This is a genomic window from Pseudonocardia nigra, assembly GCF_019396355.1.
In the GTDB taxonomy this organism is placed as follows: Bacteria; Actinomycetota; Actinomycetes; order Mycobacteriales; family Pseudonocardiaceae; genus Pseudonocardia; species Pseudonocardia nigra.
This window is the reverse complement of record NZ_JAHKRK010000121.1, coordinates 1-22,807: the sequence shown is the minus strand read 5'-3', so window position 1 is coordinate 22,807 and position 22,807 is coordinate 1. Positions and strand designations below refer to the sequence as shown.

The following is a 22,807-nucleotide window of genomic DNA, read 5'->3' as shown; positions in this document are numbered from 1 at the left end:
GACGTCGGCGTCGAGGTCGGCGTCGGTGAGCCGCGCGTAGGCGGCGTCGGCCGCCGGCCCGGGTGGATGGTGCGGGCCGCCGTCGCGGAAGTAGCCGTAGGGCGCGACGACGAGCAGCCCACGGCAGGCGATCAGCCGCAGCCCGGCCTCGAAGGCGTCGTCGATGCCGGTGCTGCTGTGCAGGGCGACGACGGCGCCCCGGGCCGGCCCGGGCGGCGGGCACACGAACAGCGGGGCCGCGGTGGTGAGCACGAACCGCCCGCGGTTGGCCGGGCCGTGCGCGTGGTGGTGGTCCCCCATGGCCATCAGCCCCCGGGAACGTGCACGGGCGGGACGAACGGCACCGGCATCGGCCCGACGGCGGTGACGTCCACCTCGATCACCGACGGTCCCTGCGTCGCGAGGGCCTTGGCCAGCGCCTCGTCGAAGCGGTCCGCGTCGGCGACGAGCCGGTGCTCGATCCCGACCGCGGCGGCGACCGTCGCGAAGTCGGGGGTGAACAGGTCCACGCCCGCCGGACGCCCGCCGTGCGCCTCCTGCATGCTGCGCAGCACGCCGTAGCCGCCGTCGTTGAACACGACCAGGACCAGCCACGGCCGTTGCTGCGCGAGCGTGCCGATCTCGCCGAGGTGCACCGCGAGCCCGCCGTCGCCCGCGATGACCACGGTCGGCTCGTCCGGGCGGGCCGTCGCCGCGCCGATCCCCATCGCGAGGCCCTGCCCGATGCCGCCGCCGAGCGGGAAGACGTTCGTCTCGGGCTCGGTGATCGGGAGCAGCCGGTTGCCCCACGTGCTGGACGGGACGGTGACGTCGCGGGCGATCACGGACCGCTCCGGGAGCCGGGCGCGCAGGGCGTCGCAGATCGCGGTGTACGGGCCGATCGCGGCGCGCAGGTGCTCGCGGACGGCGGCGCGGACGGCGCTCCCCCGGTCCGCCCAGCCGTCCTCGGTGGCGGGCTCGCCGAGCCGGTCCAGCAGCCCGCCCAGCACCGGTGCGGCATCGCCGACCAGCCCGACGGTGGCGGCGTAGGAGCGGCCGATGGCGACCGGGTCGACGTCGATCTGCACGTGACGCGCCGGGAGCGGCAGCGTGAACTGGGCGGTCTCGTTGGACCGGAAGTGCGACCCGACCGAGATCAGCAGGTCGGCGTCCTCGACCAGCGAGCGGGCCTGCGGGTTGGTCCCGAAGTTGCCGATCACGAGCGGGTGGTCCTCGCCGATGCTGCCGCGCCCGGCGTTGCTGGTCAGGACGGGCGCGCCGAGCCGCTCGGCCAGCACCCGCAGCTCCGCGCGGGCGCCGCGGCCGCCGCCGCCCACCCACAGCAGCGGACGGCGGGCGCCCGCGATCAGCGCGGCGGCCGCGTCCATGGCGTCAGCCGCGGGGTGCGGCGGCGCCGCGGGTGCGACGGGGGCCAGCGCGCCGCCGATCTGCGCCGGGTACTGCAGGTCGATCGGCCACTCCACGCTCACCGGGCCCTGCGGCAGGGCGAGCGCCTCGGCGGCGGCGGCGCGCAGCACCGGACCGGCGGCCGCGGCCGTGCGGATCGTCGTGGCGCTCTTCGAGACCGCGCGCAGCAGCGCGAGCTGCTCGGGCGTCTCGTGGATCACCCCGCGGCCCTGGCCGAGGTAGGGGCTGTCGATCTGGCCGGTCACGTGCAGCACCCGGCTGCCCGCGCTCAGCGCCTCGATGAGCGAGCCCGCGGCGTTGCCCGCCCCGGTGCCGGTGCTGGTCACGGCGACGCCGAGGCCGCCGCTCACCCGGGCGTAGGCGTCGGCGGCGTTCACCGCGGCCGCCTCGTGCCGCACCGGCACGAACATCGCCGCCGCGTCGAGCGCCTCGACCAGCGGCAGGTTGTGCACGCTGACGACGCCGAACGCCGCCGTCACGCCGTGCTCGCGCAGCAGGTCGACCAGCAGGTCGCCGCCGTGGGGCCGGGCCATGGGAATCCTCCAGAAGGGGTCAGACGTAGCGGGCGACGCCGCCGCCGACGTCGAGCGACGCCCCGGTGACGTAGGACGAGCGCGGCGAGAGCAGCGCGACGATGGGGAAGGCGACCTCCTCGGCGACGCCGAGCCGGCCCAGCGCGATGCCCCGGTCGGCGGCGAGCTCGGCCGACCAGGTGGCGAAGTCCAGCGGCGAGCCGGACTCCGCGTGGCGCCGCCGCCACTGGCCGGTGTCGACCAGCCCGAGGCAGACCGAGTTGACCCGGACGCCGTCGGCGGCGAGCTCGCCCGCCAGCGTGGTGGTGAGGTTGAGCAGTGCGGCGCGTGCCGCCGAGGTGGCGGCGAGCCGGGCCTCGGGCTGGCGGGCGAGGATCGCGTTCACGGTGACGACGGCCGGCGCGGGCGACTTGCGCAGCCACGGCAGCGCGGCCCGCACCGGGTGCAGGGCCCCGAACACCTTGAGCCGCAGCTCGTCGGCCCACTCCTGCTCGGTCGTGTCGAGCACGCGGCGCATCAACGATCGGCCGGCGTTGTTGACCAGCCCGTCGATGCCGCCGAGCTCCGCCGCGGCGACGCCGACGAAGTCGGCCACGGCGTCGGCGTCGAGTACGTCGCAGGCGCGCAGCAGCACCCGGGCGCCCGCCGCGCGGGGCAGCCCGTCGAACGCCGCGGCCAGGCGGTCGGCGTCGCGTGCGCAGGCGGCCACGTGCGCGCCCTCCGCCAGCAGCATCGCCGCGGTGGCGAGGCCGACACCGGAGCTGGCGCCGGTGACGACGACCGTGCGTCCGGTCAGTCCGAGGTCCATGTGCTCTCCTTCAGCGTCGATGCCGTCACCGGCAGACGAAGCCGCCGTCGACCAGCAGCGTCTGGCCGGTGATGTAGGCGGCGGCGTCGGACAGCAGGAACCGCACGGCGCCGGTGACGTCGTCGGGCTGCTGGGTGCGGGTGAGCGCCCGGTTGAGGCGGAACAGCTCGTGGCGCTCGGCGGGGATGCCCGCGGTGGCCTCGGTCTCGGTGATGCCGGGCGCGACGGCGTTCACGGTGATCCCGTCCGGGCCGGCGTCGCGCGCCATCGCCCGGGTCATCCCGACCACGGCGCCCTTGGACGCGACGTAGTGCAGCAGCCGCGGCGGGCCGTAGAACGCCACGTCGGAGGCGATGTTCACGATCCGCCCGCCGCCCGCGGCCCGCATCGCCGGGTAGAGCGCGCGGGCCACGAGGTACGGGCCGTGGGTGTTGACCCGCATGACCCGGTCGAACGCGTCGGGCGACAGGTCGGCGAAGTGCAGCCCGCCTACGCCGTCGGCGAGCGCGGCGTTGTTCACCAGGCCCCACACCGGGCCGATCCCGGCGACGGCCGCGGCGAGCCGGTCCACCGACTCCTCGTCGGCGACGTCAGTGTCCACCCGGTGCACGGCCACGCCCTGCGCGGCGAGGGCCGCCTCGCCCTTGGCCGCGCGCTCGGGGTCGCGCTCGGCCAGTACGACGACCGCGCCCGCCCGGCCCAGCTCCTCGGCGATCGCGAGGCCCAGCCCGCGCCCGCCGCCGGTGACCACGACGATCCGCCCGTCGAGGGCGCCGAACGCGTCGGCCGTCATCGGGCACCTGCCGGGGCGAGTGCGTCCACGTCGGCCAGGAACGCCCCGAGCGCGGCGTCGAATCGCTCGGGCTGCTCCTGGTTCGCGGCGTGACCCGCGGCCGGCACCAGCGCGAACCGGGCGCCGGGAATGCCGGCGGCGAGCGCGCGGCTCTCGGCGACCCCGGTGACGGTGTCGTGCTCCCCGACGAGCACCAGCGTCGGCACGTCGATCCGGCCCAGGTTGCCGCTGTGATCGGTGGCAGCCATGCTCGCCGCCGCCGCGGTGTAGCCGGGCAGCCGGACCCGGCTCATCGTCGCGAGCACCGGAGCCGGGTCGCCGCCCGGCGCCACCAGCGCGGGGCCGCGCAGGTGGGCGAAGGCGCGGGGGCCCAGCGCGGCGAGGTCCTCGACCCGCCGCGCCATCCCGCGCCGCCCGGCCGCCGTGCGGCCCGAGCCGCGGGAGGAGTCGGCGAGGGTGAGCGAGCGCACCGCGCCGGGGTGGCGCAGGGCGAGCCGGGTGGCGATCACCCCGCCCCACGAGACGCCGACGACGTGCGCGGGCTCCGCGTCGAGGGCCCGCAGCACGCGCAGCGCCTCGTCGGCGTAGTGGTCGAGGTCCGCGCTCGGCAGCGGGTCGGCGGAGCCGCCGTAGCCGGGGGCGTCCCAGGCGATCACCCGGTGCCGATCGGCCAGGCCGGTCAGCTGCGGGGTGAACGCCTCCGCCGCACCGCCGATGCCGTGCAGCAGCAGGACCGGGGCCCCGGCGCCGGCGACGAGCACGTCGATCCCGGGCAGGTGCACGCGTTCGGTCACCGGATCACCGCCCCGGTCGAGACGAGGTCCCCGATCGCGCGCAGCACGGCGTAGGGCGTGACCGCGCTGGTCGTGGGGGTCTCCTCGGAAGGGGCGTTGCGGATCTCGAACCGGTGCTCCCCCGCCACGCCCTCGGCCTCGATCACGTGCGCGGTGCGCGCGGCGGCGGGGTCGGCGACGACGGCGGCCTCGACGAGGTCCCAGTCGCCCACGGCGAGTGCGACGGCGGCGGCGACGTTGGCCGACTTCGGGAACGCGGCGGCGATCTCCCGGGCCGGGCCGCGGCGCAGCTCGACCGGCGCGGTGGCGCTCACCAGCCGGGCGCGCTCGGCGTCGTCCATCCAGTCCTGCACGAGCGCGGGCGCCCGCTTGGTGGTGGTGATCCGGACGCGGCGCAGCCCGCCCATCGCGGCGGCCGCGCGCAGCAGGTCCAGGCCACCGATCGCGCCGGTGGACAGGTGCACCCGGCCGGAGCCGGCCCGTTCCAGCGCCGGGAGCAGCGCGGGGTCGGTGAGCGCGCCGACGGAGACGACCAGCAGGTCCTTCCCCGCCGCGACCACCGCGGGCCCGGTCTCGACCAGCGCCCGGTGCCCCGCGCACTCGACGACGAGGTCGGCCGCGGCGATGGCGGCGGACGCGTCGAGCACGGGCAGGTCGGGCGGGTCCACCGGTTCGCGGTGCACCACGCCGGCGAGCGCGGCGCCGGGCACCGCGCCGGCCGCGAGCGCGCGGGCGACGACGCCGCCGATCGCGCCGCAGCCCAGGACGGCGACCTTCACGGCGCCACCTCCGCCACGTCGGCGCGGGCGAAGTACCCCGGGTCGGGCACCCCGGCCATGTGCGTCCGGACGTCGCCCGACGGCGGCCCCGCGGTGCCCCACTGGTCGGACAGCTCCGGCGTGCGCCGCCAGACCCGGCACAGCCACGCGTCCTCGGTGACCTGGTCGACCTCGGAGGTGTACTCGCACACCAGCCCGGCCGGGTCGGCGAAGTAGGAGAACGTGTTGTTGCCGGGCCCGTGCCGGCCCGGGCCCCACAGCGGCAGCTGCGCGTGGTGGCGCAGGCGCCCGATCCCGCGCATGAAGTGGTCGATCGAGGCCATCTCGTAGGCGACGTGGTTGACCGAGGTCCACGCGGCCTGGTTGAACGCGATCACGTGGTGGTCGCTGTTGCACCGCAGGAAGGCCATCTGGTGCTCGGACCAGTCCGAGACCCGCATCCCGAGCACGTCGGTGTAGAACGCGCAGGCCGCGTCGATGTCGACGGTGTTGAGCACGACGTGCGCGAGCTTGCGCGGCACGGCCGGGTGCCCGTCGGGGTCGCCGGGGGTGACGGCCCACGTGTCGCAGGACAGCTCGACGAGCCTGCCCTCGGGGTCGACGAACCGCAGCCCGTACCCGCCGCCCGCCTGGTCGAGCCGCCCGGGCGGCGTGACGACGGGGACGCCGCGGCGCTCCAGCCGCCGCGCGGCCTCGTCGATCTCGGCCGGGGTGCCGACGGCGAACGCGATCTTCTCCAGCCCGTTGGCCTCGGCGTCGACCAGCTGCAGGACGTGGTGCTCCGGCCCGCTGCCGCGCAGCCACACCGCGTCGGTGTCGCGGTCGGTGGGGCGCAGGCCCCAGACCTCGCCGTAGAAGTCGGCGGAGTCGGCCAGCGCGGTGGTGCGCAGCGCCACCGACCGCAGCGCGCGCAGCCGGACGACGGGTCCCTCGACCGCGGTCACCGGGCCACCGCCGCGGGAACGGGCCGGGCCGGGGCGGCCGCGGGAGCCGCCGTGGAGGTGCGCTCGCTCAGGTACTTCTCGGCACGGGTGCGCAGCAGCCTGCGCACCCGGACCAGCGCGATGTCGTGCTGGTAGAGGCCCTCGCGGTCGTACGCATCCGAGGGCATCCCGTCGAGCATCTCCCGGTCCTGCTCCAGCACCGCCCAGTGCCGTTCCTCGAGCACGGTCCGGTAGAGGAACCGCCACACGTCGCGCTGCCAGCCCTCCACGCGGCGGCAGCGCCAGAAGAACCCGGCGTGCGTGTCACGTCCGGTCGGGGTGACCATCGCGATGATCGCGAACGGGCCGCCCGGCCCCGCCGACGGCGGGTAGGGGATGTCGAGGCGCACGGCCTGGTAGCCGGCGTCGATCCACTCCGACCAGTCGAAGTTCACCGCGCGCTGGTCGGTCTTCTCGAACACGAACCCGGTGGCGGTGTCGCGCACCTGGAACACGGCCTCTCGCTTGCCGCTCGCCATCGTGTGCGAGTCGCGGTGCAGGAACGCCCCGTGCATCGGGTCCATGAGGTTGTCCAGCGAGTACCGGTAGGGCGCGTCCCACTCGACGTAGCAGAGGAAGTGCTCCCAGCCGGGGTCGGCGAGCTGCTCGGGCAGCTCCAGCGGTGCGGGCGCGGCGTCGGTCTCGGTGATCCAGGCGAACACCGCGCCGGCGCGCTCCTGCGCCGGGAACGTCCGGACCGCGCGACGGCCCTCCAGCGCACAGCCGGGGCTGCCGGGCACCGAGACGACCGTTCCGGTGCCGTCGACCTGCACGCCGTGGTAGTTGCAGGCCACCCGGTCGCCGAGGTGCACGCCCTTCGACAGCGGTGCGTTGCGGTGGGGGCAGCGGTCGCGCTGCACGTGCACCTCACCGGCGGCGTCGCGCCACAGCAGCAGGTCCTCCCCGGCCCGGTGCAGGCGCACCAGCTCGCCCGCGGGCACGGCGGCGGACGGGCAGAGCGCGTACCACTGGTCGCGCAGGCCGTGGTCGAGCACGTCGGCGATGGTGTGCAGGCTCGCGGCGCGCCCGCGGGGGCCGGGGTCGAGCCGCAGCGCGGCGGGCGGCTCGCCGGCGCCGAGGCGGGCCAGCTCGGCGGTCAGCGCGGCGGGCGTCCAGTCGGCGCCGCCGGGCGGGCGCACACCGCCGGCGTTCAGGCCGGCCACGAGGCCGTCGAGGTCGTGCTGCCCCCGGCCGAACACCGCTTCGAGCTCGGCGGCGAGCGCCTTCTCGTAGCTGGTCGGGGGCCGGGTGCGCGACTGGTGCGGGACGAGGTGGGCCACGGGGCGCTCCTCCGGTTCGGGAAGGTCAGGGCAGGTCGAGCACGAGCTCGGGGGTGCGGGCGCGGGAGACGCAGACGAACATCGAGCCGCCCGCGGCGCGCTCGGCGTCGGAGAGCACGTGGTCGCGGTGGTCGGGGACGCCGTCGAGCACCTTGGTCTCGCAGGTGCCGCAGATCCCCTCCCCGCACGAGGTCGGGACGACGACGCCGGCGCGCGCGAGCGCGTCGAGCGCCGACTCCTCCGGCCCGACGCGCACGCGCAGACCGGAGCCGGCGCAGACCACGTCGAACGGCTCCTCGCCGCCCGCCGGTGGCGCGGCGGGTTCGGGGGCGCGGAACCGCTCGACGCGGACCAGCGCGGGGTCGGGCGCGAGCCGCTCGACGGCGGCGAGCATCGGCTCCGGCCCGCAGCAGTGCACGAGCGCGCCCTCGTGCGCGGCGAGCACGGCGGCGAGGTCGACCGGCCCGCCCGCCTCGTCGTCGACGTGGATCCGGACGCGCTCGGGCTCCCACCCGGCCACCTCGTCGAGGAAGGCCATCCCGGCCCGCGTGCGGCCGCAGTACAGCAGCGCCCAGTCCGCGCCGGTGGCGCGCAGCCGCCGGGCCATCGCCGCGATCGGGGTGATCCCGATACCGCCGGCGACGAGGAGGTGCCGGGCGGCGGGCGCGAGCGGGAAGTCGTTGCGCGGACCGGTGACCGGCAGCAGCGCGCCGATCCGCAGCCCGTCGTGCACGTAGGCGCTGCCCCCGCGGGAGGTGGTGGGCCGGTGCACCGCGATGGTCCAGCTCGCGCGGTCGGACTCGGGGCCGCACAGCGAGTACTGGCGGGTCAGCCCGATCGGCAGGTCGAGCGCGACGTGCGCGCCCGGCTCCCAGTTCGGCAGCGGCGCGCCCGCCGGGTCGGCGAGCCGGACCTCGACGACGTCGTCGGCCAGCCGGGTGAGCCGTTCCACGCGCAGGACGCGGGTGGTCGGGGACATCGCTCCTCCTCGGGGACGGGGCGCGGGCGTCAGTCGCGGGTGACGCCGTGCATCGGGGAGGTGGCCGGGTAGGTCGGCAGCTGCGGCTTCGGCGAGCCGATCACCACGCAGAACAGGGCGTCCGCGGTGCCGATGTTGCGCAGGCTGCGGGGCACCCCGGCGGGGACGCGGACGAGGTCGCGGTAGCCGAGCACCCGGCTGGCGGTGCGGATGCCGTCCTCGACGTCGTGGACGGTGACCTCGAGCTCGCCCTCCAGGACGTAGAAGACCTCCTCCACGTCGTGGTGGGTGTGCTCGGGGCCGATGGCCCCGGCGGGCAGCCGCATGTTGGAGAAGGTGAAGTGCTCGGCCTGGAGGATCCGGGAGTCCGTCTCGTGGTTGCCGGTCGCGCCGGAGCCGATGTAGCGGATCTGGGCGCGGCGGAACTCGTCGCCCGCCTTCGCCTGGAACCCGAGGGTGTCCCAGTCCTCGTGCCGCGACGCCGCCGAGGCGATGCACGAGTCGATCAGCTGGTCGAGGTCGACGGCCTGCGTGGGGGCGCTCATGTCGCTCTCCGTTCGTAAGAAAACTTTAGGTCTGAGAGACCTGGGCGCCGCCTTTGTAGCAAGTGGCCGAGACCACTCACAAGACTTTCCCATGTCTTGCTCGATTAAGTCGGCGTCGATCACTACGAAACCCGCATGTCGCAGAGGTGAGATTGCCTTAGACCTAAACTTCTGGGCACACTGTGGCGGTGTTGACGACGACCGAGCCACCGCCCGACGAGATCTGCGTCGGCGGCATCTGGCGCCGCGGCGGCGGCGCCGTCCTCTCCCCCTACGACCCGGCAACCGGCGAGCGGATCACCACCGTCACCGGGGCCGACACCACCGACGTCGACGAGGCCGCAGCCGCCGCGGAGCACGCCGCCGCCGACCCGCGCTGGCGCGGCCTGCTGCCCCACGAACGCGCCCGCGTGCTGCACCGGATCGCCGACGCCGTGGAGCGCGAGGCCGCCACGCTCGCCGCGCTGCAGACCCGCGACACCGGCAAGACCCTGACCGAGACCGCGGCGCTGGTCGCGAGCGCGGTCGGCACGTTCCGCTACACGGCAGCGGCCCTCGAGACGTCCGACGATGCGCTCACCACCCCACGCGGGCCGCACCTGACGATGACCGTGCAGGAGCCGTACGGGGTCGTCGGTGCGATCACGCCGTGGAACTCCCCGATCGCGAGCGACGCGCAGAAGCTCGCGCCCGCGCTGGCCGCGGGCAACGCCGTGCTGCTCAAGCCGGCCGCGTGGACCCCGCTCGTCGCGCTTGCGCTCGGCCGGATCGTCACGCAGGTGCTCGACGCGGCGGGCCTGCCGCCCGGGCTGTTGTCGGTGCTGCCCGGCGACGGCCGGACGGTCGGGGACGCGGTGGTGCGCGACCCGCGGGTCGGCATGGTCTCGTTCACCGGAGGCACGGACACCGGTCGCGGCATCGCCGCGATCGCCGCGCAGAAGCTCATGCCGGTGTCACTGGAGCTCGGTGGCAAGTCGCCGACGATCGTGTTCCCGGACGCCGACCTCGAGCACACCGTCGCGGGCGTGCTGTACGGGATCTTCTCCTCGAGCGGGCAGAGCTGCGTGGCCGGCTCCCGGGTGTTCGTCGCCCGTGAGATCTACGACGAGGTGCTCGACGCGCTCGACTCGGCGACCCGCGCGCTGCGCGTGGGGCCCGGCACGGACCCGCGCACGCAGGTGGCGCCGCTGGTGCACCACCGCCACCGCGACGCCGTGGCGGCGATGGTCGAGCAGGCCCGCGCCGACGGTGCGCGGGTCGTGTGCGGCGGACGCGTCCCGAACGACCCGGACCTCGCCGGAGGCGCCTACTACCTGCCGACGATCCTCGACGGGCTCGGCCCCGACGCCGCGATCTGCCGGCAGGAGGTGTTCGGCCCGGTCGCGGTCGTGCTGCCGTTCGACGGCGAGGACGACCTCGTCGCGCAGGCCAACTCCACCGTCTACGGCCTCGCCGCCGGCATCTGGACCGCCGATCACCGCCGCGCGTGGCGGGTGGCCCGCCGGGTCCTCGCCGGCACGGTGTGGATCAACACCTACAAGCAGTTCAGCATCGCGACCCCGTTCGGCGGGATGGGCGAGAGCGGCCTCGGCACCGAGAAGGGCCGCCCCGGCATCCGCACCTACAGCCGCACCCGCAGCGTCTTCTGGGGGATGGCGGAGGAGCCGCTGGCGTGGGCGGGGTGGTCAGGCGGAGGACGCTGAGCGGACCTCGCTGTCCTCCAGCGAGCGCTCCAGCAGCCGCAGCAGCTTGGCCAGCTGGCGCTGCTCGGTCTCGCCGAGCCCCGCGAGCATCTCCTTCTCGTTGGCGAAGTGCGCGCGGGTGACGCGGTCGATCAGCGCCCGGCCCTCGTCCGTGAGCTGGACGTGCACGACCCGGCCGTCGTGGGCGTCCTTCTCCCGGGCGACGAGCCCGGCCGACTCCAGCCGGTCGACCCGCTGGGTGATCCCGCCCGAGGTCACCAGGGTGATCCCGGCCAGGTCGCCCATCGTCTGCCGGAATGGGGGCCCGCTGCGGCGCAGCGCGGCCAGCACGTCGAACGCGGCCATCGTGATGCCGTGCTCCTCGAACACCCTCGCGAGCTGGGCCTGGTACCGCAGGAAACTGCGGTGCAGCCGGCCGAACACCGCCATCGCCGAGGCGTCGAGCTCGGGGTCCTGGCGGGCCCACTGCTCCAGGATGAGGTCCACGGCATCGGGTGCCGGCGATCGCCTGCGCGCCACCTGTCCCCCTTCCCCACCGGGATCCTCCAGCGCGATTCTGTCAGCTCGCCCTCCTGGTGAGGGATTCACTCCCGGCACCGCCCGCCGCGCGCCCCCGGATACGCCAGAATGATGATGTGGTCCGTCCCGAGTTCCCCCACCACCCCCGCCGCGGCCGCCGCAGTGGGCGCCGGACCTGGGCCACTGCCGACGGCGGCACCACCGTCGGCGCCACACCGCCGGAAGAGCCCGAGGTCGGCGCGTCCGAGCCCGACCGGTACACGCCGCGCAACCGCTACCCCTGGCACGACGACCCCGACTACGACCCCACCGCGCACCGCCGCACCCCGCCGCCCCGGCCGTGGACCCCGCCGCCACCTCCCGTCCCGGAGCCGGTGGAGACGCTCGACGAAGTGCCGTGGAGCGAGGCGGGCCCGCCGCCGGTGGCCCCGCGGCCGCAGGCCGAGGAGGAGCCGCCGACCCGGCGCATCCCCCGCAAGCTCACGGTCACCCGCGTCGCGGCCATGCGCAGCCGGGAGCTCACCCAGGGCGGCATCCGCGCCTTCCGCCGGGCCACCACCGCCGACGGGGCGGACCGATCGGGGCTCACGGCGCTGACCTACGCCACGATGATGACCTACGCGGTGGACGCCGCCGTGGCCGTCGCGCTGGCCAACACCCTGTTCTTCGCCGCAGCCACGGCCGAGAGCAAGACCAACGTGGCGCTGTACCTGATCATCACGGTGGCTCCGTTCGCGGTGGTCGCCCCCGTGATCGGTCCGATGCTGGACCGAGTGCAGCGCGGCCGCCGGGCCGCGCTCGCCATCTCCTTCGCCGGACGCGCGCTGCTCGCGGTCGTCATGGCCTTCAACTACGACACCTGGCTGCTCTACCCGGCCGCGCTCGGCGCGATGGTGCTCAGCAAGTCGTTCTCGGTACTCAAGGCCGCGGTCACCCCCCGCGTCCTGCCGCACGCGATCACGCTGGTCACCACGAACTCCCGGCTCACCGTGTTCGGGCTCGTCGCGGGCGGGGTGTTCGGCGCGGTCGCCGCGGGTGTGGCGGCGCTGGCGGGCTCGCCGGGCGCGCTCTTCTTCACGGCCGCGCTCGCCGTGCTCGGCACGGTGCTCTGCCTGCGGATCCCGCGGTGGGTCGAGTCCACGGCCGGTGAGGTGCCCGCCGCGCTGCGCAGCACGGCACGCGGGAAGCGCAGCCCGATGGGCCACGCGGTCGTCGTCTCGCTGTGGGGGAACGCCGCGATCCGCTCGCTCACCGGCTTCCTCACGCTGTTCGTCGCGTTCGTCGTGCGCGAGCAGTCGGGCACCGACGCGGCGCGCCAGCTGTTCCTCATCGGCATCGTCGGCGCCGCTGCCGGGCTGGGCTCGTTCACCGGCAACGCACTGGGCTCCCGGCGCCGGTTCGACCGCTCCGACGGGGTCATCCTCGGGTGTGTGAGCGCGGCCGTCGCCGTGGCCGTGGTCGCCGCCGTGCTGCCGGGGATCGGCACCGCCGCCGCGGTCGGGCTCGTCGCCGCCACCGCCAGCGCGCTCGCCAAGGTGTGCCTGGACGCGGTGATCCAGCGCGACCTGCCGGAGGAGTCGCGGGCGTCGGCGTTCGGGCGGTCGGAGACGGTGCTGCAGCTGGCGTGGGTCTTCGGCGGCGCACTCGGCGTCCTGCTGCCGCACAGCACGTTCTGGATCGGCTTTGCCGTGATCTCCGCCGTCGTCGCGATCGCCGGTGTGCAGGCAGCGCTGCTCAGCCGCGGACGCTCACTGCTGCCGTTCCTCGGCCCGCGCGCGCACGCCCCGGCCCCGGCCCGGCGACTCGGCTGAACCGCCCCCGTACGGTGGACGGCGTGCTTCGCCGCCTGCTCCCGGTCCCGGTCGCCGCGCTGCTGCTCGTGGCGGCGGGATGCAGCAGCGCCCCGCCGGAGGTGACGTTCGCGGCCGGGGGCACCACCGCCGTCGCGCAGCCCACCCAGTACTGCGACCTGGACCTCGAGGACTGCACCAGCGACGCGACCGCGCCCGTCACCCTCGCGGTGCCGGCCGGCACGCCGCTGCAGGTGACGGTGCCGGAGGACGTCGCATCGGCGCCGTGGCACGTCGTGTTCAGCTACACCGACGCCGCCGGCCAGCAGATCGACGAGCGCAGCCCGCTGTTCGCCGCGAACGAGCGCACCGAATGGACCCTCACGCTCCCTGCCCCCACCGACGAGCTGGTGGAGGCGCAGGTGCAGCAGTTCGGGCCCGCGCCGGCGATCAACGAGGAGACCGGGGAGATCGAGTTCCCGACGCGGGCCAGCTGGGTGCTGCGGACGCCCGCTTGAGCTCCGCTCAGCCGTCGAGGTCGCGGCCGACGGCCCGCACCACGTCGGCGGCGAGCTTGCACGTGCGCCGGTCCGGGTAGCGCCCGCGCCGCAGGTCCGGCTGCACGCGTGTCTCCAGCACCCGGATCATGTCCTCGATGAGGCTGTGCAGGTCCTCGGCGGGCCGCCGGGTGGCCTCGACGACCGACGGCGGGGCGTCCACGAGCCGCACCTGCAGCGCCTGCGGTCCGCGGCGGCCCTCCGCCATCCCGAACTCGACGCGCTGTCCCGCCTTGAGCGCCGCCACGCCCGCGGGCAGCGCCGCCTTGCGGACGTAGACGTCCTCGCCACCGTCCTGGGCGAGGAACCCGAAGCCCTTGTCGGCGTCGTACCACTTGACCCTGCCGGTCGGCACCCTGTTCACCCGTTCCTCGATCGACCCTGCGCCCTGCGGCACCGGAATGGGCCGCATGACGAACGCGCCCAGATGCCGAGCTCGAGGGGCAGGCCATCGCTTGCCCGCGAACGACACCGGGACGCGCGGTCACCACACTAGACCGCGGAGGCCACTCCGCGCAGCCGTTCGACGCCCGCCGCCGCTACAACCCGAGCATCTCCCGGGACCGCTCGCGCATCTCGACCTTCCGCACCTTCCCGGTGACGGTCATCGGGAACTCCTCGACCACCACGACGTAGCGCGGGATCTTGTAGTGGGCGAGCTTCCCGGTGGCGTACTCGCGCAGCGCGTCGGGCGTGAGCTCGGCGGCGCCCTCGCGCAGCGTCACCCAGGCGCACAGCTCCTCGCCGTACTTCGCGTCGGGCACGCCGACCACCTGGGCGTCCAGCACGTCGGGGTGGGTGTAGAGGAACTCCTCGATCTCCCGCGGGTAGATGTTCTCGCCGCCGCGGATCACCATGTCCTTGATCCGGCCGGTGATGTTGACGTAGCCCTCGTCGTCCATGATCCCGACGTCGCCGGTGTGCATCCAGCGGGCCCGGTCGATCGACTCGGCCGTCTTCTCCGGCTCGTTCCAGTACCCGAGCATCACCGAGTAGCCGCGGGTGCACAGCTCGCCCGCCTCGCCGCGGGGCAGGGTCAGGCCGGTCTCCGGGTCGACGATCTTCACCTCGACGTGCGGGTGCACCCGCCCGACGGTGGACACCCGGCGGTCCAGCGAGTCGTCGCCCCGGGTCTGGGTGGACACCGGCGAGGTCTCGGTCATGCCGTAGCAGATCGTCACCTCGGTCATGCCCATCCGGTCGACGACCTGCTTCATGATCTCCACCGGGCACGGCGAGCCCGCCATGATGCCGGTGCGCAGGCTCGACAGGTCGAACGACTCGAAGTCCGGGTCGGAGACCTCGGCGATGAACATCGTCGGCACCCCGTACAGCGACGTGCAGCGCTCCTGCGCCACCGCGCGCAGCGTGGCCTTCGGTTCGAAGCCGGGCCCCGGGATCACCATCGTGGCGCCGTTCGTGGTGCAGCCGAGGTTGCCCATCACCATGCCGAAGCAGTGGTAGAAGGGCACCGGGATGCACACCCGGTCCCCGGACGTGTAGCCGCAGAGCCTGCCCACGAAGTAGCCGTTGTTGAGGATGTTGTGGTGCGACAGCGTCGCGCCCTTCGGGAAGCCCGTGGTGCCCGACGTGTACTGGATGTTGATCGGGTCGTCGGGGCTGAGGCCCGCCTGGATCCGGGCGAGCTCGGCGCGGTCGCCCGCGCGGCCGTCGGCCACGACCGTGTCCCAGTCGGACGTGCCGATGAAGATCACCTGACGCAGCTCGGGGCAGTTCGGCCGAACCTCACCGACCATCGCCCGGTAGTCGGAGGTCTTGAAGCTCTCCGCGGCCACGAGCACGGCGATCCCGGCCTGCTTGAGCACGTACTCCAGCTCGTGCGTGCGGTACGCCGGGTTGATGTTGACCAGGACGACGCCGAGCTTCGCCGTGGCGTACTGCACCAGGGTCCACTCGGCGAGGTTGGGCGCCCAGATGCCGGCACGGTCGCCCTTGCGCAGGCCCGCGGCCTGCAGCCCGAGCGCAACCGTGTCGATCTCCTCGCGCAGCTGGGCGTAGGTCCACCGCCTGCCCGTCTGCACCTCGACGAGCGCGTCCACGTCGGGATGGGCGGCCGCGGTGCGGTCGAAGTTGTCGCCGATCGTGTCGCCGAGCAGGGGGACGTCGGAGGTTCCCGAGGCGTAGGAGGGGACGACGGGAGCGGCAGCGGTCACGGCGTGCAGACCTTTCTCGACGACGGTGACGACCCGCACATCGTGCGACGAGCCGCGGCCCCGCACCACCTCCAGAAGGGGAGGCAGACCGGATAAGGGCTCGCCGGATATGAGCTGGGGGACGCCGATACCCTCGGGGGATGCACGATCCGCGTGTCCTGCTCGATCCCGCCACCGACGCCGTCCGCAAGCTCGCCCGCCGCGGCTACGCGCTGGACGTCGCATCCCTGGAGAAGCTGCTGGCCGCCCGCAACTCGGCCATCCAGCGCGGCGACGAGGCGCGCGCGGAGAGCAAGCGCGTCGCCACCGCCGTCAAGGGGGCGGAGCCGGAGGAGCGCCAGGCCCTCGTCGCCCGCGCCCGCGAGCTCAAGGGCGTGGTCTCCGCCGCGGAGGAGGAGCACCGCGAGCTGGAGGCGCAGCTGCAGGACCTGCTGCTCGGCATTCCGAACCTCCCTAGCGACGACCTACCCGACGGCGCCTCGGACGACGATGCCGAGCTCGTACGCACCTGGGGCGAGCCGCAGCGGTTCGACTTCACCCCGCTCGACCACGTCGACATCGGCGAGAAGCTCGGCATCCTCGACCTGCCGCGGGCCACGAAGCTCGCCGGTCCCCGGTTCGCGGTGCTGCGCGGCAAGGGCGCGGCCCTGGAACGCGCGCTGGCCCGGTACTTCCTCGAACTGCACACCGAGCAGCACGGCTACACCGAGTTCTCGGTGCCCACCTTGGTCAACCGGGCCACGATGACGGGCACGGGGCAGCTGCCGAAGTTCGAGCAGGACCTGTTCAAGACCGGCGTGGCCGACCGCGAGCTGTACCTCATCCCCACCGCCGAGGTGCCGCTCACCAACCTGCACGCGAGCGAGACGCTGGCGCTCGAGGACCTCCCGCTGGCCTACACCGCCCACACCCCGTGCTTCCGCTCGGAGGCGGGCTCCTACGGCCGTGACACCCGCGGGCTGGTCCGGCTGCACGAGTTCTCGAAGGTCGAGCTCGTCCGCGTCGTCGACGCCGAGCGGTCACGGGAGGAGCTCGACGTGCTGCTCGGGCACGCCGAGACCGTGATGCAGAACCTCGGGCTGGCCTACCGCGTGGTCAAGCTCGCCGCCGGCGACATCGGCTTCTCGGCCGAGTTCACCTACGACATCGAGGTGTGGCTGCCCGGGCAGCAGAAGTACCGCGAGATCGCCTCGGCGTCGGACTTCGGCACGTTCCAGGCCCGCCGCGCCGGCATCCGCACGAAGAGCAAGGACGGCAGGCGCGGCTTCGCGGCCACGCTCAACAGCTCGGGCCTGCCGATCGGGCGCACGCTCGTCGCGATCCTGGAGCAGGGCCAGCAGGCCGACGGGTCGGTCCGCATCCCGGACGTGCTGGTGCCGTACACGGGCTTCGACACGCTGACCCCGCACTCCTGAGCCGGCGCACCCCGATTCCGCTACAGGCCGCCGGTGTAGAGCAGCCGGTTCGGCGTTCCGCCGGCACCACCGCCCTCGATCACGTCCGGCGTGGCGTTGTCAGTGATCCACTGCTCGATCGTGCCGCTCGGGGCGTCGCCGAAGGCCTGCTTGTACAGCGCCGCCACCCCGGCGGCGTGGGGGGCGGCCATCGACGTGCCGCTGTAGGAGGCCGTACCGCCGCCGGGCACGGTCGAGACGATCGACGTGCCCGGTGCGTAGAGATCCACGCACTCGCCGGTGGACGAGCTCTCCGCCCGCTCGTCGTCGATCGTCGAGTTCGCGACCACCAGCACCCCGTCGACTGTCCGGGGGACGGCGCGGCAGTCGTTCCCGCCGGTGTTGCCTGCCGACGCCGCCACGAACACCCCGCTGTCGACGAGTTCGGTGACCGCCGAGATGAGCATGTCGGACGGCCCGTAGCTCCAGGACGTCACGGCCACCGCCGGGCCCTCCTGGTGGTGGCTCATCACGTAGTCGATGCCCGCGAGCAGCGAGGACAGGGTGCCCGCCCCGTTGCAGTCGAGCACCTTGACGGAGCGGATCTGCGCCTCCTTCGCCACCCCGTAGTCCTGCGAGGCGGCGATGCCCGCCACGACCGTGCCGTGGCCGTCGCAGTCGCGGTCCATGTCGTCGATGGTGTTCACCACGAGCGACGCCCGGCCGCCGAACTGGGGGTGGTCGGCGTCGACGCCGGTGTCGAGCACGTAGATCGTCACGCCGGCCCCGGTCGCCTGCACGGTGTAGTTGCCGTCGAGCGGGAGGTTGCGCTGGTCGATGCGGTCCAGGCCCCAGTTCCGGGGATCCGGCTGCATCACCTCGGTCGCCTGCTGCCGCACGGCCCGCGGTTCCAGCGGGCTCATCCGGCGGTCCTCCTCGACCGCGACCACGCCCGGCCGCTTCCGCAACCGGTCCACCTGGACCCGGCTCATCGTCGCAGCGAACCCGGCGAACACCTGCTCGAAGCGGACCGTCGGCTCGACCCCGAGATCCGCGGCCGCGGCCTCGGCCTCGGCGGCGGTGCGCGCATGCACCACGTAGCCGAACAGCTCGTCCTGGGCAGCGGCGGTCCCGGGGCCCACGAGGACCCCGAGGAGCTGGAGTGCGATCACCACAGGAGCGATCCGCAGGAACAGGCGCGTCACGGGCAGCGACGCTACGTGCGAGTTACCAGCGGGAACAGAGACACGATCGGGGCTGGAGTGACATGTGTGCACCATGGGGTGACCCACGGTTGCCGCAGGTCAAGATCGGTAACTTGCTGGATGGATCCCGACCTCCGTGGCCTTCACGGCGAACCACAGCTGCACCCCCGGCTCGGCGTCCAGGTCGGCGACGGCGGCCGGGGTGACGTCGGCAGCGAGACCGTCCGCCCAGCCCGGGCCGCCCGCAGCCGGCGCCGCGCGCAGCCGCACCACGTCGCCGTGCGGCTCGATCGCCGCCAGCCGCACCGGGAACACGTTGCGCGGGCTGCCGTGCGGCCGTTCGGCGAACACCGCCACGGCCGACGGCGGGAACACGGCCACCGCGGATTCGCCGTCGGCCGTGCCGTCGGCGTGGCCCGCCACGAACGTCCCATCGCCGGTCCGCAGCCCGTCCGTGCAGGCCGTGCCCGGCACCAGATCCAGCCCGGCGATCCGGGCGGTGAACGGGCTGCGCGGGCGGGCCAGCACGTCCCGCGTTGCGCCCTGCTCGACCACCTGCCCCGCGGTCAGCACCACGACCCGGTCGGCGAGCACGAGCGCGTCGAGCGCCGAGTGCGTCACCAGCACCGCGGTCTGCCCCGCGTCGCGGACCACGCGGCGCAGCAGCGAGCGCATGGCCGGCGTCGCGTCGACGTCCAGGGCGGCCAGCGGTTCGTCGAGCAGCAGCAGCCCCGGCTCGGGCGCCAGCGCGCGGGCCAGCGCCACCCGCTGCTGCTGCCCGCCCGACATCTGCGCAGGCCGCCGGTCGGCCAGTTCGGCGGCGTCGACGGCGGCGAGCAGGCGCCGGGCCCGCTCCTCCGCGGTGCGCCGGGCGACGCCGTGTGCGCGCGGCCCGAACGTGACGTTGTCGAGCGCCGTGAGGTGCGGGAAGAGCAGCGCCTGCTGGGCCAGCAACCCCACACCGCGACGGTGCGGCGGCACGTGCACGCCGGCCTCGGCGTCGGTCACGGTCTCCGCCCCGACGCTGATGCGCCCCGCGTCCGGGCGCAGCAGCCCCGCGAGCACGCCGAGCAGCGTCGACTTGCCTGCGCCGTTGGGACCGAGCACCGCCAGCACCTCGCCGGGCGCGGCCGCGAGGTCGACGTCGAGGGTGAACCCGCCGCGGCGCACCACGACCCGTGCGGCCAGGCCCGGCGTCACCGGGAGCCCTCGACGGTGCGCGGGCGGGCGATCGCGATCACCACGACGGCCACCACGACCAGCAGCAGCGCGAGTGCCACCGCGGCGTCCACGTCGGACTCCCGCTCGAGGTACACGAGCAGCGGCAAGGTGCGGGTGGTGCCCTGCAGGCTCCCGGCGAACGCGATCGTCGCCCCGAACTCCCCGAGGCAGCGCGCGAACGCCAGCACCGCGCCCGACGCGAGGCCCGGCAGCACCAGCGGCACCGTGACGCGGCGGAACGCGTACCCGGGGGTCGCACCGAGCGTGGCCGCCACCTCCTCGTAGCGCCGGCCCGCGGTGCGCAGCGCACCCTCCAGACTCACGACGAGGAACGGCAGCGCGACGAACGTCTGCGCCAGCACGACCGCCGCCGCCGTGAACGGGATCGTGATGCCGAACGCCAGGTCCAGAGCCCGGCCCACCAGCCCGGTGCGACCGAGCAGGTACAGCAGCGCCAGCCCGCCGACCACCGGCGGTAGCACCAGCGGCAGCAGCACCACCGAGCGCAGCAGCCGCAGGCCGCGCACCTGCCCGCGGGCCAGCACCACGGCGAGCGGCCCGCCGAGGACGATGCAGAGCGCCGTCGAGATCGCGGCCGTCAGCAGGGACAGCCGCAGCGCGCCGAGCGCCGACGCGCTCAGCAGCAGCTCGGGCATCCGGGGCCAGTCGGCCTCGACCGCGAGCCCCAGCACGGGCAGCGCGATCAGCGCGAAGGCCAGCGCGGCCGGGACCCAGAGCAGCCGAGGCAGGCCGACAGCCGGCATGCGGTGGTGCCCCGCCCGGGACGCCCCCGTCACGGCGGCCCGAAGCCCGCGGCGTCCAGCACCGCACGTCCGTCGGCGCCCGTCACCAGATCCCGGAACGCGCGGGCGAGATCGGCGGCCTCCGCGTCGGCGATCACCGCGATCGGGTACTCGTTCACGGCCTGCGCCGCCTCCGGGAACGCGATGCCCTGCACCCGGTCGTCCGCGGCGCCCACGTCGGTGGCGTACACGAGGCCGGCGTCGGCGTTGCCGGTGGCGACCTTGCTCAGCGTCGACAGGACGTCCGGCTCCTCGCTCACGGGCTGCAGCGTCACCCCGGTGAGCTCCTCGATCCGCTCGGCGGCGGCCCCGCACGGCACCTGCGGGGCGCAGACGACGACCTGCAGGTCGGGGCGGGCGAGATCGGCGAAGCCGGCGATGCCCTCCGGGTTCCCCGGCGCGGTGACGATCTGCAGCTCGTTCGTGGCGAACACGGTCGGCTCGCCCGCGACGAGCCCGGCGTCCGCGACGGTCCGCATCGTCGCGGTGTTCGCCGCCGCGAACAGGTCGGCGGGCGCGCCGTGCACGATCTGCTGGGCGAGGTCGGAGGACGCCCCGGGGTTCAGGACGACGTCGACGCCCGGATGCGCCTCCTCGAACCGCGACTCCAGCTCGGCGAACACGTCGGTGAGCGACGCGGCGGCGAACACGGTGAGCGTGCGCTGCTCCCCGGCTCCCGGCGCTCCGCCCCCGCAGCCCGCCAGGAGCCCGGCAGCGGCGACGGCGGCCAGCCGGCGCGCTCCCTTCACGATGCGCCGCCCGGGGTCTCCACGACCACCGTGGTCGACTTGATCACCGCGACGGCCAGTGCACCCGGCTCCAGCCCGAGCTCCCGCACCGCCTCGCTCGACATCAGGGAGACGATCCGGTGCGGGCCGCACTGCATCTCGACCTGCGCCATCACCCTGTCGGTGACGACGTTCGTGACGAGCCCGACCAGGCGGTTGCGCGCCGAGCTCTGCACGTCGGACGGGTCGGGCGGGGCGGAGGCGTGGTCGCGGGCGAACGCGGCGAGCGCGGCCCCGTCGATGACCTTGCGGTTCGACGCGTCCGGCTGCACCGGCAGCGCACCGGCGTCGACCCAGCGGCGGACCGTGTCGTCGCTCACACCCAGCAGCCGAGCGGCGTCGGAAATCCTGAACTGCGGCACGAACGCGAGTCTACTTCCGCGAATGCGACCTGAGCCAGGCGCGGTGTGATTGGCTGCGGTCCGTGGACTTCGAACCGAGCACCGTTGCCGCCGACCACACGACGCGCATGCGCGCCTTCCTCGACGAGAAGGTGCTGCCCGCAGAGCCGGCCTACGACGCCTGGCGCGCCGAGCGCCGCGGCACCCCGCAGGAGTGGGACCTGCCGCCGGTGGTGGAGGAGCTGAAGGCCGAGGCGAGGGCCCGCGGACTGTGGAACCTGTTCCTCCCGAGCGTCTCGGGCCTGTCCAACCTCGAGTACGCGCCCGTCGCCGAGGTGTCGGGCTGGTCCCCGGTCATCGCGCCCGAGGCGATCAACTGCCAGGCCCCCGACACGGGGAACATGGAGACGCTGCACCTGTTCGGCACGCCCGAGCAGAAGGAGCAGTGGCTGCAGCCACTGCTCGACGGCGAGATCCGCTCCGCGTTCGCGATGACCGAGCCTGAGGTCGCCTCCTCCGACGCCACGAACGTGCAGACCCGGATCCGGCGAGACGGCGACTCCTACGTGATCTCCGGCCGCAAGTGGTGGATCTCCGGGAGCGCCGACGAGCGCTGCAAGATCTTCATCGTCATGGGCAAGACGGACCCCGACGCGGCCGCCCACCGGCAGCAGTCGATGGTGCTGGTGCCGCGCGACACCCCCGGCCTCGAGATCGAGCGGCACCTGCCGACGTTCGGCTACCAGGACCAGCACGGGCATTCGGAGCTGGCGTTCCACGACGTCCGCGTGCCGGTGTCGAACCTCCTCGGCGAGGAGGGCGGCGGCTTCGCGATCGCGCAGGCGAGGCTCGGCCCCGGGCGCATCCACCACTGCATGCGCCTGATCGGCATGGCCGAGCGGGCGATCGACCTGATGGCGCGCCGGGCCAAGGCGCGCACGGCGTTCGGGCGGCCGCTGGCCGACCAGGGCGTGGTGCGCGAGCAGATCGCGCAGTCCCGGATCGAGGTGGAGCAGGCGCGGCTGCTGGTGCTCAAGACGGCGTGGCTGATCGACCGGTACGGGGCGAAGGGCGCGGCCACGGAGATCGCCGCGATCAAGGTCATCTGCCCGCGGATCGCCTGTGCCGTGATCGACCGGGCGATCCAGATCCACGGCGGCGGCGGCATGAGCGACGACTTCCCGCTGGCCTACTTCTACACGTGGGCCCGGGCACTCCGCCTCGCCGACGGGCCGGACGAGGTGCACCTGCGCACCGTCGCCCGCCAGGAGCTGGGCCGCCACGACTAGAGCGTGTCCCTTGGATCATGGGACGGGGTCGCGGAGCCAGATCCTGATCGAGGCGACGTCGATGGTTCCGCGGAACATGTAGTCGCGCTTGTCGTAGCGGGTGGCGACCGCGCGGTGGCCCT

At 74.4% G+C, this 22,807-nt stretch carries 23 protein-coding genes; 5 read left to right on the top strand and 18 right to left on the bottom strand.

The window, feature by feature from the left end; genetic code table 11:
• The 10 genes from KME75_RS25245 to KME75_RS25200 form a co-directional block, all read right to left on the bottom strand.
• Positions 1–306, bottom strand: a 306-nt coding sequence (locus KME75_RS25245; protein ID WP_372452656.1) for a hypothetical protein, incomplete at its 3' end; no start/stop codon positions are given.
• Positions 306–1,940, bottom strand: coding sequence for a thiamine pyrophosphate-binding protein (locus tag KME75_RS25240; protein WP_219417361.1), 1,635 nt, complete (start codon positions 1,938–1,940; stop codon positions 306–308). The genes KME75_RS25245 and KME75_RS25240, both read right to left, overlap by 1 nt.
• A 19-nt stretch (positions 1,941–1,959) precedes the next feature.
• The gene (locus KME75_RS25235) at positions 1,960–2,748 is read right to left on the bottom strand and encodes an SDR family oxidoreductase (RefSeq protein WP_219417360.1); all 789 of its coding nucleotides are present in this window, start codon (positions 2,746–2,748) and stop codon (positions 1,960–1,962) included.
• A gap of 25 nt (positions 2,749–2,773) precedes the next feature.
• A complete protein-coding gene (locus tag KME75_RS25230) occupies positions 2,774–3,541 on the bottom strand; it encodes an SDR family oxidoreductase (protein WP_219417359.1) in 768 nt (255 codons plus the stop codon).
• The gene (locus KME75_RS25225; protein WP_308283061.1) at positions 3,538–4,335 is read right to left on the bottom strand and encodes an alpha/beta fold hydrolase; all 798 of its coding nucleotides are present in this window, start codon (positions 4,333–4,335) and stop codon (positions 3,538–3,540) included. Before KME75_RS25225 ends, KME75_RS25230 begins: the two co-directional genes overlap by 4 nt.
• Entirely contained in the window at positions 4,332–5,114 is a 783-nt protein-coding gene (locus KME75_RS25220; RefSeq protein WP_219417358.1) for an aspartate dehydrogenase domain-containing protein, read from the bottom strand. Before KME75_RS25220 ends, KME75_RS25225 begins: the two co-directional genes overlap by 4 nt.
• On the bottom strand, positions 5,111–6,058 hold the full coding sequence (locus KME75_RS25215; RefSeq protein ID WP_219417357.1) for a VOC family protein: 948 nt from the start codon (positions 6,056–6,058) through the stop codon (positions 5,111–5,113). Before KME75_RS25215 ends, KME75_RS25220 begins: the two co-directional genes overlap by 4 nt.
• Complete coding sequence (locus KME75_RS25210) at positions 6,055–7,377, bottom strand: recombinase-like helix-turn-helix domain-containing protein (RefSeq protein WP_308283060.1); 1,323 nt, start codon at positions 7,375–7,377, stop codon at positions 6,055–6,057. The genes KME75_RS25215 and KME75_RS25210 overlap by 4 nt, the downstream gene beginning before the upstream one ends.
• A gap of 25 nt (positions 7,378–7,402) precedes the next feature.
• Positions 7,403–8,356 carry a PDR/VanB family oxidoreductase gene (locus KME75_RS25205; RefSeq protein WP_219417356.1) on the bottom strand — a complete coding sequence of 318 codons (954 nt, stop codon included), beginning with the start codon at positions 8,354–8,356 and terminating at the stop codon, positions 7,403–7,405.
• Between the two features lie 29 nt (positions 8,357–8,385).
• A complete protein-coding gene (locus tag KME75_RS25200) occupies positions 8,386–8,901 on the bottom strand; it encodes a cupin domain-containing protein (protein WP_219417355.1) in 516 nt (171 codons plus the stop codon).
• Between the two features lie 188 nt (positions 8,902–9,089).
• On the opposite strand from KME75_RS25200, the gene KME75_RS25195 reads away from it, so the two are divergent.
• Positions 9,090–10,604, top strand: a complete 1,515-nt coding sequence (locus tag KME75_RS25195) for an aldehyde dehydrogenase family protein (RefSeq protein ID WP_308283059.1) — start codon at positions 9,090–9,092, stop codon at positions 10,602–10,604.
• On the opposite strand, the gene KME75_RS25190 is transcribed toward KME75_RS25195, so the two are convergent.
• Positions 10,587–11,123 (bottom strand): MarR family winged helix-turn-helix transcriptional regulator, encoded by a 537-nt coding sequence (locus KME75_RS25190; protein ID WP_219417354.1) that lies wholly within the window; start codon positions 11,121–11,123, stop codon positions 10,587–10,589. The two genes, KME75_RS25195 and KME75_RS25190, sit on opposite strands and share 18 nt — an antisense overlap.
• 116 nt (positions 11,124–11,239) lie before the next feature.
• On the opposite strand from KME75_RS25190, the gene KME75_RS25185 reads away from it, so the two are divergent.
• Both KME75_RS25185 and KME75_RS25180 read left to right on the top strand, forming a co-directional pair.
• Entirely contained in the window at positions 11,240–12,934 is a 1,695-nt protein-coding gene (locus tag KME75_RS25185) for an MFS transporter (protein ID WP_308283058.1), read from the top strand.
• Positions 12,935–12,957: 23 nt separating this feature from the next.
• Positions 12,958–13,431 carry a DUF2771 family protein gene (locus KME75_RS25180; RefSeq protein ID WP_219417353.1) on the top strand — a complete coding sequence of 158 codons (474 nt, stop codon included), beginning with the start codon at positions 12,958–12,960 and terminating at the stop codon, positions 13,429–13,431.
• Between the two features lie 7 nt (positions 13,432–13,438).
• On the opposite strand, the gene KME75_RS25175 is transcribed toward KME75_RS25180, so the two are convergent.
• Both KME75_RS25175 and KME75_RS25170 read right to left on the bottom strand, forming a co-directional pair.
• The gene (locus KME75_RS25175; protein WP_219417365.1) at positions 13,439–13,825 is read right to left on the bottom strand and encodes a cold-shock protein; all 387 of its coding nucleotides are present in this window, start codon (positions 13,823–13,825) and stop codon (positions 13,439–13,441) included.
• A 184-nt stretch (positions 13,826–14,009) separates the two neighbouring features.
• Positions 14,010–15,644 carry an AMP-binding protein gene (locus KME75_RS25170; protein ID WP_219417364.1) on the bottom strand — a complete coding sequence of 545 codons (1,635 nt, stop codon included), beginning with the start codon at positions 15,642–15,644 and terminating at the stop codon, positions 14,010–14,012.
• A 140-nt stretch (positions 15,645–15,784) separates the two neighbouring features.
• Here KME75_RS25170 and serS point away from each other — a divergent pair, with 140 nt between their 5' ends.
• A complete protein-coding gene (gene serS, locus KME75_RS25165) occupies positions 15,785–17,059 on the top strand; it encodes a serine--tRNA ligase (protein WP_219417352.1) in 1,275 nt (424 codons plus the stop codon).
• A gap of 20 nt (positions 17,060–17,079) precedes the next feature.
• Here the strand turns inward: serS and KME75_RS25160 are convergent, their stop codons facing one another.
• The 5 genes from KME75_RS25160 to KME75_RS25140 form a co-directional block, all read right to left on the bottom strand.
• Positions 17,080–18,243, bottom strand: coding sequence for a S8 family peptidase (locus tag KME75_RS25160; protein WP_308283057.1), 1,164 nt, complete (start codon positions 18,241–18,243; stop codon positions 17,080–17,082).
• A gap of 99 nt (positions 18,244–18,342) precedes the next feature.
• Positions 18,343–19,443, bottom strand: coding sequence for a sulfate/molybdate ABC transporter ATP-binding protein (locus tag KME75_RS25155; RefSeq protein ID WP_219417350.1), 1,101 nt, complete (start codon positions 19,441–19,443; stop codon positions 18,343–18,345).
• On the bottom strand, positions 19,440–20,228 hold the full coding sequence (locus KME75_RS25150) for an ABC transporter permease (protein WP_219417349.1): 789 nt from the start codon (positions 20,226–20,228) through the stop codon (positions 19,440–19,442). The genes KME75_RS25155 and KME75_RS25150 overlap by 4 nt, the downstream gene beginning before the upstream one ends.
• Positions 20,229–20,257: 29 nt before the next feature.
• Positions 20,258–21,016, bottom strand: a complete 759-nt coding sequence (gene modA / locus KME75_RS25145) for a molybdate ABC transporter substrate-binding protein (protein ID WP_308283056.1) — start codon at positions 21,014–21,016, stop codon at positions 20,258–20,260.
• A complete protein-coding gene (locus tag KME75_RS25140; protein ID WP_219417348.1) occupies positions 21,013–21,417 on the bottom strand; it encodes a TOBE domain-containing protein in 405 nt (134 codons plus the stop codon). Before KME75_RS25140 ends, modA begins: the two co-directional genes overlap by 4 nt.
• Before the next feature lie 62 nt (positions 21,418–21,479).
• Between KME75_RS25140 and KME75_RS25135 the strand changes: the two genes are divergently transcribed.
• Positions 21,480–22,685, top strand: coding sequence for an acyl-CoA dehydrogenase family protein (locus tag KME75_RS25135; RefSeq protein WP_308283054.1), 1,206 nt, complete (start codon positions 21,480–21,482; stop codon positions 22,683–22,685).
• Positions 22,686–22,807: the final 122 nt, after the last annotated feature.